Genomic DNA, 12,464 nt, shown 5'->3' with positions numbered 1-12,464 from the left:
GCCGACTGACGAAGCTGGCCAGTGTGGTGAGGTGGGGAATGGTCAGCAGCACCACTGTATCCCGCGGCTGGAGGTGATGCCTTTGGAGTAGGCAAGCAGGATGATCTTCGACAAACAAGAGGAAGAGCCTGTCAGGCCCCCCACCTTTACATTCTGTGTTTTCACGAAATTGGCGAAGCCGGATAGCTGGTTCAGCCTTGGAGATCGCCCTCTTTGGGTTCCGACATCACAGCTATTACTTCTGCATCTTCATCACCCTCGGCCAGATAAATATGCCCGATGGAGCTGTTGAAGTAAGCCGTTTCTCGTTCACCCAGGCTGATGCTTTCACCATTTTCAAAGTGAATGCAGACGCGCCCCGATAGCACCATGGCAAACTCCTCTCCGGGGTGGCGGATGAAGTCTTCAAACTCACCCAGATCACGCGCCTGAATCCGAGCATAAACCGGCATCATACTCCGACCGGGAAACTCACCCGCAATAGGATGATATTCATAGCTGCCAGTAGCATACCCAGTCGCCTCAGAAATTTTGCTGGTGACCACCGTTGGCTGATCTGACCTGTCTGCACCCGATTCAGGGTTGAACAGCTGGGGCAGGCTGACATTCAGAACACGTGCGGCAGCAGCAAGCTTGTCATAGCTGACAGTTGCCTGCCCCAACTCCATTTTCGACAGCGTTGAAAGCGCAACACCACTTTTCTCAGACACCTGTTTCAGGGTGAATTTCTGCTGTTTACGGTGAGCCCTTAGGCGAGAGCCGACCAGTACTCGGTCGATCAATGTATCGGACGGCTGGGATTGTGAGTCTGTTGGCATGAAAGCTTCGCGGCTCGACCTGGCTATGAATACGAAGTCCTAGTGTATCCCGAAAACAGCTTGACTTTAAGGTTCTCACATTTGATATTCCCTTTTATGAGAATTATCATTTAAGAGAAATCGTGATTCTATCGTGCTGCGCGTGCGGCTCGGTCACTCAATAGCCATCAACGAGATATAACCCCATGTCCAATTCAATCGAACGTATCCCCAGCGACTTGCCCTTCCCATTCTCCCGTGCCGTTCGCGTGGGAGGTTTCCTGATGCTTTCAGGCCAGATTCCCATGACTGCTGAAGGCGAAGTCGTCAAAGGCAGTATCGAAGAGCAAACCGAAGCGGTCATGACCCGTATCGGCGAGTCCCTTGAGCACTGTGGAGCAAGCTTTGCGCAGGTCGTTAAAGCGACCGTCTGGCTGTCGGACATGAAGCACTTTGCGGGCTTCAACGAAGTCTACAAACGCTATTTCGAAGCAGGTCTGCCGGTTCGCTCCACCGTGACAGCAGGCCTAGCACTGGGCGTTGATGTCGAAGTGGAAGTGCAAGCCTGGGTCGGTGAAGCCTGATTCAGCCAGCTAACTGGCACAGAAAAATAAGAAACTGAGGATTTGGCACCATGAAAGATGTATTGAAAATCGCGGGCGCTTTTGTCGGATTTCTGGTTGGAGCAGGCTTTGCTTCAGGCCAGGAGCTGCTTCAATTCTTCGTTAGCTTCGGCGTTTGGGGGCTGGCAGGTGTCGCGCTGAGTACTGCCGCTTTTATCTTCCTGGGCATGACGCTGGCGAATCTGGGTAGCGAGCTTCAAGCGACTTCTCACAAGGAAGTTGTGCGGGCTATCTGTGGCCCCTGGCTTAGCAAACCCATCGATTTGCTGATGACATTTTTCATGTTTGCCATAGCCGTAGTGATGCTGGCCGGTGCCGGCGCACTGCTGGAACAAAAGCTGGGCCTGCCTGCAGCCTTGGGCAGCGCGCTGGTGACTCTGCTGGTAATTGCAGCCACCTTTCTCAAACTGAAAAAAGTGCTCACGCTGATCAGCAGCATCACTCCTCTGCTGATTCTGGTGGCACTGGGCATCGCGATCTACGCACTGGCAACCCGAGAAACCGACCTGACGACACTGAACCAGTTGGCACTCGACCAAAACGCAGCCACCAGCCATTGGGCACTTGGCGCCATGCTGTACGTTTCGTATAACATCTTCGGCTGCGTCGCGATTCTTGCCATCTCCAGTGGTGCTGCAAAAGACCGCCGCAAAGCAACCTGGGGCGGTATTCTTGGCGGCATTACCCTGGGCGCGCTGATGATGACGATCAGCCTGGCCATGCTGTCGCGCCTAGACAGCCTAGTCGATACGCCTATGCCGATGCTGGCTTTGGCACTAGAGGTTTCCCCTGCGCTTTCCTCGCTGGTGTCGGTCGTCATTCTGCTGATGATTTTCAATACCGCAGTGGGCTGCCTCTACTCTTTTTCATCCCGATTTTTGCCGGCCGATACCACGTCTTTCCGCGTTGGATCCTTAATAGCGGGCATCATTGCCTATGCCTGTAGCATGTTTGGATTTGTCAGCTTGGTCGGCATGGTGTATCCCGTGTTCGGCTACATCGGGTTCATCCTGATTACCGCAATAACCGTTGCCTGGGTGCGCCAACGCATGAAGCACAGTCACAAAGCACAAACTGCACGAGCCCAATAAGAAATTAATGGATTTATGGCACGTGAGATTCTGGTTCTGGGTGCTGGCATGGTCGGAGTATCCGTTGCCTAGCACCTGCAGCAGAGAGGCCATAAGGTCACACTTGTGGATCGCAAAGCACCAGGGTGCGAGGCCTCCTTTGGCAATGCCGGGCTGATTCAACAAGAAGCCGTCTTTCCTTGCTCCTAACGCTAAAGCTGTGGGGCGCGCAGCGAAGCAAGCGTCCCACACGCGCGCCTTGTTAGGCCAAAAGTGCAAGGCGAAAACAAAAAATTAATACTTTGAGTATACATTGAGCATTAATACTTCTATGTGGGCAGCGGCTAAATGGTAACCAATGGCTAGTGAATTAGGGTGGCCGCACCCATTTCTGAGTTTAAGACACTTTTCTAGCTCTCCTTTTACGTTTTTGCCAATAACGGAAATCGCAGAGCATATTTGAAGAAAATCATATTCTTTAATTAGCGAGAGATCGTCAGTCGTTTTAATAGAGCGCGCTTTTGAATTTCTCTTCAATAGCTCCGCGTTAAATGCAGACAAATGATTAGATGTAACGTGCTCATACAGCACTGAGACAGCACCAACCCAACTCAATACAACCGCAGACCGAAATAGGCTAGATTCAAAAGCGGAAATGGATTCTTCCACGAAAGAGCGGGTTAAGGGGTCTGTAATTCCACCAAAATGTTGACGAAGTTGCGAAGATACTGGACTGGCTATCCCGGTGGCGACTGGCCCTACCGTCTCAGCGATATGCTTCCTACCATCTAGTGAAATACTATAGCCATCAGGAAACCTAGCAGTATAGCTGCCCGCAGAGGAAAGTATGGAGGAAATGTTCCACTTTTTTGCCGCAGGAAGCCCGTGATCTGTAATTGTTGTACGCACGTCAGTGGGTCTCCAGTGGCGTTCTACGTCCGTAGCCATTGCGATGAGACACTTTTGAAGCCTTGTGAAGTCGTTTGATACAAGAAGATTTGGCAGTTGTTCAATTGGAATCATTATTCAGAGTGCCTGCAATCATACTGTTCACGCGGTTGATTCCTTCACGCGTCAATTTATAAGTTTTCCGAGCTTGCTGTGAGCTTCCAGATCTTCGAGTTTGTATTGCTAGCTGAGGCTTTGAACTTATCAGAGATGAAAACGCATCATTCATTCGCTTGATGCCATGGCCAAGGTGCTTAAGTTCCTGATTGACCTTGGCGCTGGTGAGCGACTCATCACCACAAATTACTTGGTGCCAGTAACCAACAACTAGGACTTTATCTGCATTAGTAGATGGAGAGCAGGCTGTATAAAGATCAGCAACATCTTCAGGTTCATCCCTTTCGACAACCGGCTCTTCACTAGGAGCACTATCTGGACTTTGTTGCTGTTGAGGAGTGGCTACGACTCTAGTGTCCGCACTGACTGGTGCCGATGAGGGTGACAATCCAAATTTTGCTGTCACCCATGCCAGGACTCTTGTTCGCTCTTCATCAGAGAGGTCGCTCAGTGCAGTATATACTGCTTGCATGGCCTCTAGTTCTTGATCCATGTAAATGCTCCTTATCTTATTCAGGCATAACGCCCGAGCTCAGGTGCATTTGAGGAGACGCCCGTTTTTGCGATAGCAAAAATGGGGGGCGGGTCAAATGCCACCTGCAGCGATTTGTTAGACGCAAACTCACCCGGCGCCATCGATTTCTCCAAGCAAAGCAAATTCAAGCTGTTCGGGTTCCTTAGATGCTTCTAAATGCCCTTTCATCTCTGACCAAACATCATCCATTTTGGAAAGATCGTCGTCGGTATAGATGATGTAGGAGACGCCATACTTCCTCCAATAGCGCTTGTGCTTCTTCATCTCCTTTTCGAAATTCTCCTTCGCGTCCTTGTCATATTCAGCCATCTTGCGGCCAGCTCCTTTCAGCTTGCCGTGCGTCGACCAAGGAGAAAATTCGAACCCATACTTTTCGTGAGTCCAGGGGTTCACAATGAGATAGTCGAGCCTGTGCTGATGCTTTTTCTTATAAGGATCGTATCTAAGCTCGGGGATGAGCAGCGGAACGGACAAAGAATCCGCGCTCGTTTTGACGAAGTCAATGTACCGGTCTGCGATTTCCAACTGATACTTTGATTTTGTCCGGCGAACCATGTCGCGGAAGAACTGCAGATAGTCGTCTATGATTGTGAACGATCGAACACGCTCTTCGCCCATGTAGCAAAGACCTGTCTCCATAACGTGAGCAATTGTCCAGTAAGGCTTTTTAAAATGCCGGATTTCAGAATTGTCATTTTCCCACTGATCTCCGGCATAGCGGGGCGTCACGAGCACCCCGAACTCATCATCGTTGTTCCCAAACCAATATTCGCTCTCATCAAGCTTCGGTTTCTGCTTGTAATGCTCCTCGTAGTGCTTCAAGAAGGAGCTTTCAAGGAATAGGGAAACGTATTTCTTAAAGTTTGGGTGGTCTCCGGTAATGAGGTCGTACATCACAATATGACGATTGTTCGTTCCAGTCCTTAATGCCCGCGAACGGCAGAGCTTCAAGCCAGAAAGCCACTTGCTTTTGTACTCGAGAGGGGTATGAATCACCTCATCGTGCAGTTTGATGTAATCATCTGTCTTACTGCCTATAAAGGCGTTGAGGGAAGCTTCTGCGGTGTACTTCCCGCCGCAAGCCGCCTTCATCTCGTCGAACACCAGGGGCTGAAGAGTTCTCCGTTGAGCCTTGATTTCGGCAACTCGCTTATTTCGGGCAGTCTTATTTGGGTCTCGTTTAGCCACCAATCCTTCCCTTTGCGTCTAACAGTGATTATATAGCCTGCTGCATAACACCCTTGAACATGTCAGCACGTTTATTGGTGTTATCTAGCCACCTCAAAAATCATAAATCACTGTTTTTATAGCTTTATTTACCCAGCATGGCTATATATCCAAAATTCGCGTGCCGGCTCTTATTTCTGATCTAATCATACTTTATTGATAAATTTGGCTTAGGTCACGTGGTTTTGAAGAGAACTTGAGCTGGAGCAGGCTTTGGGCAACTGTCTTCGCGGGTGCCTTTTGGCTCGTTCCTCGCCAAGCGTTACGCCGCGCTACGGGGTGGCTAGATTGCTTATGTGGGGTGATCATCGCGCGCTGAAGCGCCCTCCTACAACACTAGGGCAGAGTATCGGTTCAAAGGTGGGGTTGCTTATGTGGCTGAGACTTTGCGGGCTGAAGCGCCCTTCTACAACACTAGAGCAGAGTATCGATTCAGTGACGGAGGTTATTTATGTGGCGGGACGATCGCGCGCTAAAGCGCCCTCCCACAACACCACTAATGCAGTGGCGGGGTTGTGGGAGGCGCAGCGTGCTTAGGCTTTGAGGACGTAACGCAGGGTTTCGACCACTTGGTCGGTGGTGGTGCACCAGGCTTGGGCTTGGGCGTCGACTTCTTTCAGCGGGTGGACGATGTCTTCGCTGTGCAGGGTGATGTAGGGCTTGGCGAGTGCGGCGCAGTAGCCTGCATCAAAAGCGGCGTTCCACTGTTTGTATTTGTCGCCGAAGCGCACAACTACCAGATCCGCTTGCTCGATCATGGTGCGGGTGCGGATGGCGTTGACCTTGGAAGACTGGTGGTCGCGCCAGAAGCCATTTTCCGGCTTGCCAAGGTGGTCGCCAGCGGCGTCACTGGCGTCGTGGTCAGTGACCGGGGCAGTGAAGACGATATCCAGGCCCGCTGCATCAGCGCCGCGCTGAATCTCTTCGCGCCAATCGGTGTGGATTTCGCCAGAAAGATAGACGTAAAAACTCATAGTCGCTCCTGATAACTTGGTTATTTAATAGGCAGGATTATTTTATGGAAAAATATTCCATATTGATACCTGGGTTTATTTTTCCGATTTTTTGGCGAGCAGGTAAATATCCATAATCCAGCCGTGGGTGTCGCGTAGTTCCGCGCGGCGTTGGATGATTTGGTCGCTGACCTCGCTTAGCCAGCCTTTGAGTAAGCACTGTTTATCCATACCCAGGTAGGCGCCCCACCAGATGTAGGTGTCCTCAAACGGCAGCGTGGTAAACGCCCCGCCGCTATCCAGCATTACGGCTACCGTTCCTGCATCGTTCGGCCAGCCGCGCTCGCGCAGGCGGCGGCCGGTGGTGATTTGTACTGGCTCGGCAAGCGCATTGAGGGGAATTTTATGTTCGGCGGTAAGCACCTGCAGGCTGGTGATGCCAGGCACGACCTCGACATCCACTTGCTTACCCGCAGCATTTAGTCGCTGGCTAATACGCAGGCTGCTGTCGTAAAGCGAGGGGTCGCCCCACACCAGCATGCCGACCCGCCCGCCATTGGGGAGATGTTTATCCATCAACTGCGCCCAAACGCTGGCAATCGCAGCGTGCCAGTCATCTACCGCACTAAGGTAATCATTATGATCATCGCGACTGGGGAGATCGAATTCGACGATCTTGGTGGTCACCGGTTCTTCTAACAGGCGCTCGCAGAGTAAGCGGCGTAGGTCGATCAAATCCGACTTGGCCTCGCCTTTGCGGGGCAGCAGAATCAGGTCGGCGCGATTGAGGGCGCGCACTGCAGCCAGGGTGACGTGATCAAGGTTGCCGGTGCCGATGCCTATTAGCGATAGCGTGATCATGAGTCGCTCTCTTGGTCTTGGTTTACCGTGGCAAAAGGCGAATCTGCCGACTGAGGGCGAAAGCGGCGGTCGTAGCCTACCGCGTAGAGGCTGCTCTCCTGGAAGTCATCGCTTTCAAGCACTGGCCCCACCAGGATCAATGCGGTGCGCTGCATGGAATCATCGATCAGCTCTTCTATAGTCGCCAGCCGCCCCCGCACCACTCGCTCATCGGGCCAGCTTGCTCGCCACACAATCGCCACCGGACACTGCGCGCCGTAGTAAGGCGTCAGGCTTTCGACTACCTGGGAAAGGTTATGGATGGAGAGATGGATAGCCAGCGTTGCCCCAGTGCGGGCGAAATTGGCAAGCGTCTCGTGACTGGGCATGGCACTGGCACGACCCGGTGTACGGGTGAGCACCACCGACTGAGCCACGCCGGGTAACGTCAGCTCCTGGCCTAGGGTTGCCGCCGCTGCCGCAAAGGATGGCACGCCGGGGGTAATGCTGTAGGGAATATTAAGCTCGCGCAGGCGACGCAGTTGCTCGCCCATGGCCGACCATACCGAGAGATCCCCCGAATGCAGCCGGGCGATATCCTGGCCTTCAGCGTGGGCGCGGCTGATTTCCTGCATAATCTCATCCAGCGAGAGCGGCGCGGTATTAATCACCCTTGCCCCCGCCGGGCAGTGTTCCAGAATCTGCTCCGGCACTAAAGAGCCCGCATACAAGCACACCGGGCAGACGGCGATTAAGTCGCGCCCGCGAAGAGTAAGCAGGTCTGGCGCGCCGGGGCCTGCGCCAATGAAGTGTACGGTCATTCGGTGGCTCCTTCTGGTACTTCTAACAACGCCAGGGCGGCAGTGGCTCGTCGATCCGCTGAAATGATCCTTGGCCCCACTAATCTCGCATTTTGGCCTGCGGCTAATAGCGCCACGGCCTCGGCAACGCTGCCTGTGCCGCGCGCCTGCAAACTGTGTGTTGAATGGGTAAGCGTTGCCACTGTTGATAGCTCGGCATCTGCTACGGCGATGACTTTGATATTACGCAGTCGGCCTAGCTCTTCTACCAACGGCAGCATGGAGTGAGCCGCCGCCAGCTTATCGATAACACCGTACTGGTCGATCAGTTGATCCAGCGCTTGGCCGAGCGATTCAAGCGTGGCTTCACTGCGAAAACCAAACCCTGCAGTTCTCAACGTCGATGGCTTCATCGAACGACCCGCCACTGAACAATCGGGTAGCTGGCTTTCCAGCCCCGTCGTGTACCGATGGGGGCGGCGTTGGCAAGCTCTAGCCGTAGCAGTTCGCCGCCTGCTTTTTGTTGCCAGTGCGCCAACAGCGCTTCAGATTCCAGAGTGACGGCATTGGCGACGATGCGCACGCCCTTGGGCAGGCGCTGCCATAAGTCGTCTAGCAGCGCTTGGGATAACCCGCCGCCGATAAATACCGCATCGGGCAGCGGCGTGTCGTTGAGAACGTCAGGCGCGCGGCCCTGTTTTACTTCTAGCCAGTCAACGCCCAGGTTGCTTGCATTGCTGCGCGCTCGCGCTGCCCGTTCAGCGTTTTGCTCAAAGCCCACCGCCTGATTATCCGTATGGGCGAGCAGCCACTCAATGGCGATGGAGCCTGAGCCGGTGCCGATATCCCACAGCCGCTCGCCGGGCATGGGGGCCAGTGCCGCTAGGGTGATGGCGCGAATGGTCTGTTTGGTAATCTGGCCGTCGTGATCAAAAAAATGATCCGGCAGGCCGGGCGTCAGAGGTAAGGCGGGGCCGTTACCAGCAACTTCCAGCCCTACCGCAACCGGGTGGGCAATGTCATCGGGCAAGCTGGCGTCGCTACGGCAATGGCGAATACGCTCGTTATCGCCGCCCAAAGATTCCAGCAGCGTTAGCTGGGTATTGCCAAAGCCAAGGCTAGTTACCAGCGCCGCCAGCTCGGTCACCGCCGCGCCGTCTCTTACCAACACTAGCAAGCGTCTACCGGCATGCAGGTAGGGCCGAACGCGCGTTAGCGGTTTGGCGTGTAAACCCAGGCAAACACAACGCTCCAATGGCCAGCCCAAACGTGCAGCCGCCAAGCTAAAGGTGGACGGGGCTGGCAGTGCCTGCCACTCGTTTACGCTGAGATGCTGCGCTAATGAGGTACCCGCCCCAAACCAGAACGGGTCGTTGGAGACCAGCATTACCACTCGGCGGCCACGCTGGTTTAGCAGCTTTGCAATGCCATCGGCAAAGGGCACTGGCCACTCAATCACCTCAGCGTTTAGCGGCGGTAAAAGGCGCAGGTGACGGCGTGCGCCGAACACTACCTCGGCACTTTCCAATGCCTGTCGGCTTGCCGCTGTCAGCCCCTGTGTGCCACCCTCTCCCCAGCCTAAAAGGGTAAGCCAGGGAGCGTTGTTAACCTCAGCCATGATCAAAATCCTAATTCTCGGCGGAACCAGCGAGGCCAGCGCCCTGGCTAGCGCTGTTGCCAAGCGTGGCATTCCCGCCATTTTTAGCTATGCAGGGCGCGTTAACACGCCTAAACCCCAGCCTCTACCCACCCGTATTGGCGGCTTTGGTGGCGTTAATGGGCTGGTCACGTTTTTAGCCCAGGAGCGCATTACCCATATTGTTGATGCCACCCACCCGTTTGCCGCACAGATGAGCAGCAACGTGTTAGCCGCAGCGGCACAGTGCGGTGTAAAGGCCACCGCTTTTACCCGGCCTGTCTGGCAGCCTGTTGCTGGCGACCAATGGCAAAGCGTGGCAAGTATTGATGAGGCCGTTAGCGCCTTAGCTGGCCCACCCCAACGGGTACTGCTTGCGATTGGGCGAATGCACCTTAGCGCCTTTGCCGCCCAGCCTCAGCACCATTATGTGCTGCGCTTGGTTGATCCGCCGACCAGCCCATTGCCACTGCCGGATATCAGCAGTGTGATTGATAGAGGCCCGTTTACCCTAGAAGGCGATCTCGCCCTACTGGAAAATCAGCGCGTCCAGCGCATTGTGTGTAAAAACGCAGGCGGCGAAGGTGCATCGTCCAAACTCAGCGCGGCAAGAAGGCTCGGCCTGCCCATTGTGATGATCGAGCGGCCAGCACTGCCGCCATGTCATGAAGTTCATCGTATCGATGACGTGTTTAGCTGGCTTAGTGACCACTATTAATCATCACAGCGTTTAATCAGCCGAACGCGGCGTGTAAACCAGCGGCACGCCACTGCGTTCAATCAAGCGGGTTTGCTGGGAACCAACGATGACCAGCGTGCGCATATCCGCCATATCCGGCGTCGCTTGCTCTAATGTGGTGACGCGAATTGCTTCTTCGGGAGTGGAAACCGCGCGGGCGAAGATTATCAATCGGTCCGGCCCGCAGGCTTCCTGCAGTACCTCTAGCGTTCGTTCAAACCCCGCTGGCCGTGCCTTGGAGCGCGGGTTGTAAAACGCCATGGCGAAGTCGGCCTCGGCAGCCAGACGCAGGCGCTTCTCAATCAGCGCCCAGGGTTTGAGGTTGTCGGATAGATTGATGCAGCAGAAGTCGTGCCCCAGCGGTGCGCCGACGCTTGCACTGGCGGCCAACATGGCAGAAATACCCGGCAGTACCTGAATATCCAGCGTGCGCCACTGGGCATCCCCCGCTTCCAAGGCTTCGAACACCGCAGCGGCCATGGCGAACACACCAGGATCGCCAGAGGAGACAACCACTACCCGGTGGCCCTCAAGCGCCAGCTGTAACGCCTGTTCCGCCCGGCGAATCTCTTCGCGGTTATCAGAGCCATGACGGACTAATCCAGCCCTGGGAGCCACGCGATTAACGTAGGGCACATAGCCGACCACATCGGTGGCTTCGAGCAGCGCAGCCGAAACCTCCGGGGTAATCATGGCGTCGGCGCCCGGCCCGAGGCCGACGATTTTCAGCCAACCGCTCATGGCCGCCTCCCGTTGCCATGAATCAGCACAATCGAGAAGTACGGCACGCTTTCGCCAACCTCGCTCAGTGGCAGCACACGCTGCTGGGTCATAGCGGCGTACTCAATCAGCCACGCCTCGCCTTCACGGCCAGCATGCGTCAGCGCTCGGCGAAGTTTGGCCAGGTTGCGGCCAATTTTCATCACCACCAGTGCATCGGTTTGGGCGATGCGCTCGGCCAGCGTCTCTTCCGGCAGCGTGGCCATCAGCACCGTCATGATGTCATCGCCCCAGGTAATTGGCTGTGCGGTAGCCGTCCAGGCCGCCGACATGCCGGTAATCCCCGGCACTACCGAGACCGGCACGCGATTCAGCAGCCGCGTGTAGAGGTGCATAAAGGAGCCATAGAAAAACGGGTCGCCTTCACAGAGCACCACGACATCGCATCCGGCCTCTGCCATCTCGATCAATTGCGCCACGCTGCGTTCGTAAAAGGCCGACAGCATTTCATTGTAACGAGGGTCATCAAACGGAATTTCCGTGGTAACCGGATACTCCATGGGTAGCTCGGTTGCGTCGGGGGCGATCAATCCTTCCACGATGGTACGCGCATGTCCGCTGCGACCCTGCTTGCGAAAATAGGCCACATGGCTGGCACCACGGATCAAGCGGTCGGCACGCACGCTCATTAGGTCTTGGCTGCCGGGTCCTAACCCCACTCCGTAAATGGTTCCTTGGGTCATTCGATACGATCCGCCATGGCGTTGATGGCCGCTACCGTGACGGCGCTACCACCCAAGCGGCCACGCACGATACAGCTGGGCAGCGCGGGGTTAGCCAACAGCGCTTCTTTGGATTCCGCCGCGCCAACAAAGCCGACCGGGCAGCCAATAATGGCCGCCGGGCGCGGGCAGTCTGGGTCTTCGAGCATATTAAGTAGATGAAACAGCGCGGTGGGCGCGTTGCCAATGGCGACCACGGCGCCTTCCAGGTGCGGCCGCCACAGTTCCAGCGCTGCCGCTGAACGGGTATTGGCCATTTCCTGGGCAAGGCCTGGAGTGCGCTCATCGTTAAGGGTGCAGATGATGTTGTTATTAGCAGGCAGCCGTTTGCGGGTAATGCCTTCGGAGACCATCCGAGCATCGCAAAGAATCGGTGCGCCCTGCTCTAACGCTGAGCGCGCACGATTGACCACATCATTCTGAAAATGGATATGCGCCGCCAGCTCCACCAGCCCGGCGGCGTGAATCATGCGTACCGCAACCGTATCTTCTTCCGCTGAAAAGCGATCAAGCTCAGCTTCATTGCGAATAATCGCAAACGACTGCCGGTAAATCGCCGGTCCGTGTGTTTCATAAACGTGAGGCACCCAAACTCTCCAAATAAACTAATTCGCAGTTACTGGTCTGCAAGGCATCCGTGCTAGGGCAGGTTTCCGCGAGGGCGCTGTGAACCCGTC

15 protein-coding genes and 1 pseudogene are annotated in these 12,464 nt (G+C 55.1%); 4 read left to right on the top strand and 12 right to left on the bottom strand.

The window, feature by feature from the left end; translation table 11 throughout:
- Positions 1-191: 191 nt before the first annotated feature.
- A complete protein-coding gene (locus NDQ72_08220; protein WKD29913.1) occupies positions 192-818 on the bottom strand; it encodes an XRE family transcriptional regulator in 627 nt (208 codons plus the stop codon).
- 185 nt (positions 819-1,003) lie between these two features.
- Between NDQ72_08220 and NDQ72_08215 the strand changes: the two genes are divergently transcribed.
- The 3 genes and pseudogenes from NDQ72_08215 to NDQ72_08205 all read left to right on the top strand — a co-directional run bounded on the left by NDQ72_08215 (position 1,004) and on the right by NDQ72_08205 (position 2,691).
- Positions 1,004-1,381, top strand: a complete 378-nt coding sequence (locus NDQ72_08215; protein ID WKD29912.1) for a RidA family protein — start codon at positions 1,004-1,006, stop codon at positions 1,379-1,381.
- Between the two features lie 50 nt (positions 1,382-1,431).
- On the top strand, positions 1,432-2,511 hold the full coding sequence (locus tag NDQ72_08210; protein WKD29911.1) for a hypothetical protein: 1,080 nt from the start codon (positions 1,432-1,434) through the stop codon (positions 2,509-2,511).
- Positions 2,512-2,526: 15 nt separating this feature from the next.
- Positions 2,527-2,691, top strand: a pseudogene (locus NDQ72_08205) (FAD-dependent oxidoreductase).
- A gap of 93 nt (positions 2,692-2,784) precedes the next feature.
- Here NDQ72_08205 and NDQ72_08200 read toward each other — a convergent pair.
- From NDQ72_08200 to cbiE, 8 genes are all read right to left on the bottom strand, one after another.
- Positions 2,785-3,513: a hypothetical protein gene (locus NDQ72_08200; GenBank protein ID WKD29910.1), complete on the bottom strand. Its 729-nt coding sequence runs from the start codon at positions 3,511-3,513 to the stop codon at positions 2,785-2,787.
- A complete protein-coding gene (locus NDQ72_08195; protein WKD29909.1) occupies positions 3,500-4,048 on the bottom strand; it encodes a hypothetical protein in 549 nt (182 codons plus the stop codon). Before NDQ72_08195 ends, NDQ72_08200 begins: the two co-directional genes overlap by 14 nt.
- 129 nt (positions 4,049-4,177) lie before the next feature.
- On the bottom strand, positions 4,178-5,278 hold the full coding sequence (locus NDQ72_08190) for a hypothetical protein (protein WKD29908.1): 1,101 nt from the start codon (positions 5,276-5,278) through the stop codon (positions 4,178-4,180).
- 572 nt (positions 5,279-5,850) lie between these two features.
- Positions 5,851-6,291, bottom strand: a complete 441-nt coding sequence (locus NDQ72_08185) for a YtoQ family protein (GenBank protein WKD29907.1) — start codon at positions 6,289-6,291, stop codon at positions 5,851-5,853.
- 75 nt (positions 6,292-6,366) lie between these two features.
- Complete coding sequence (gene cobF, locus NDQ72_08180) at positions 6,367-7,131, bottom strand: precorrin-6A synthase (deacetylating) (GenBank protein ID WKD29906.1); 765 nt, start codon at positions 7,129-7,131, stop codon at positions 6,367-6,369.
- Positions 7,128-7,931: a precorrin-4 C(11)-methyltransferase gene (gene cobM, locus NDQ72_08175; protein ID WKD29905.1), complete on the bottom strand. Its 804-nt coding sequence runs from the start codon at positions 7,929-7,931 to the stop codon at positions 7,128-7,130. The genes cobF and cobM overlap by 4 nt, the downstream gene beginning before the upstream one ends.
- Positions 7,928-8,323: a cobalamin biosynthesis protein gene (locus NDQ72_08170; protein ID WKD29904.1), complete on the bottom strand. Its 396-nt coding sequence runs from the start codon at positions 8,321-8,323 to the stop codon at positions 7,928-7,930. The genes cobM and NDQ72_08170 overlap by 4 nt, the downstream gene beginning before the upstream one ends.
- The gene (gene cbiE / locus NDQ72_08165; protein ID WKD29903.1) at positions 8,320-9,528 is read right to left on the bottom strand and encodes a precorrin-6y C5,15-methyltransferase (decarboxylating) subunit CbiE; all 1,209 of its coding nucleotides are present in this window, start codon (positions 9,526-9,528) and stop codon (positions 8,320-8,322) included. Before cbiE ends, NDQ72_08170 begins: the two co-directional genes overlap by 4 nt.
- Here cbiE and NDQ72_08160 point away from each other — a divergent pair.
- Complete coding sequence (locus NDQ72_08160; protein WKD30363.1) at positions 9,527-10,264, top strand: cobalt-precorrin-6A reductase; 738 nt, start codon at positions 9,527-9,529, stop codon at positions 10,262-10,264. The genes cbiE and NDQ72_08160 overlap by 2 nt on opposite strands.
- Before the next feature lie 12 nt (positions 10,265-10,276).
- Here NDQ72_08160 and cobJ read toward each other — a convergent pair whose 3' ends face one another.
- From cobJ to NDQ72_08145, 3 genes are read right to left on the bottom strand one after another with little or no spacing between them, the layout of a single operon-like run.
- The gene (cobJ, locus tag NDQ72_08155; GenBank protein ID WKD29902.1) at positions 10,277-11,026 is read right to left on the bottom strand and encodes a precorrin-3B C(17)-methyltransferase; all 750 of its coding nucleotides are present in this window, start codon (positions 11,024-11,026) and stop codon (positions 10,277-10,279) included.
- A complete protein-coding gene (cobI, locus tag NDQ72_08150; protein ID WKD29901.1) occupies positions 11,023-11,748 on the bottom strand; it encodes a precorrin-2 C(20)-methyltransferase in 726 nt (241 codons plus the stop codon). The genes cobJ and cobI overlap by 4 nt, the downstream gene beginning before the upstream one ends.
- Positions 11,745-12,374 carry a precorrin-8X methylmutase gene (locus tag NDQ72_08145; GenBank protein WKD29900.1) on the bottom strand — a complete coding sequence of 210 codons (630 nt, stop codon included), beginning with the start codon at positions 12,372-12,374 and terminating at the stop codon, positions 11,745-11,747. The genes cobI and NDQ72_08145 overlap by 4 nt, the downstream gene beginning before the upstream one ends.
- Positions 12,375-12,464 lie beyond the last annotated feature (90 nt).

This window comes from Halomonas sp. KG2 (genome assembly GCA_030440445.1).
Taxonomy (GTDB): domain Bacteria; phylum Pseudomonadota; class Gammaproteobacteria; order Pseudomonadales; family Halomonadaceae; genus Vreelandella.
This window is presented reverse-complemented; position numbering and strand designations above follow the sequence as displayed.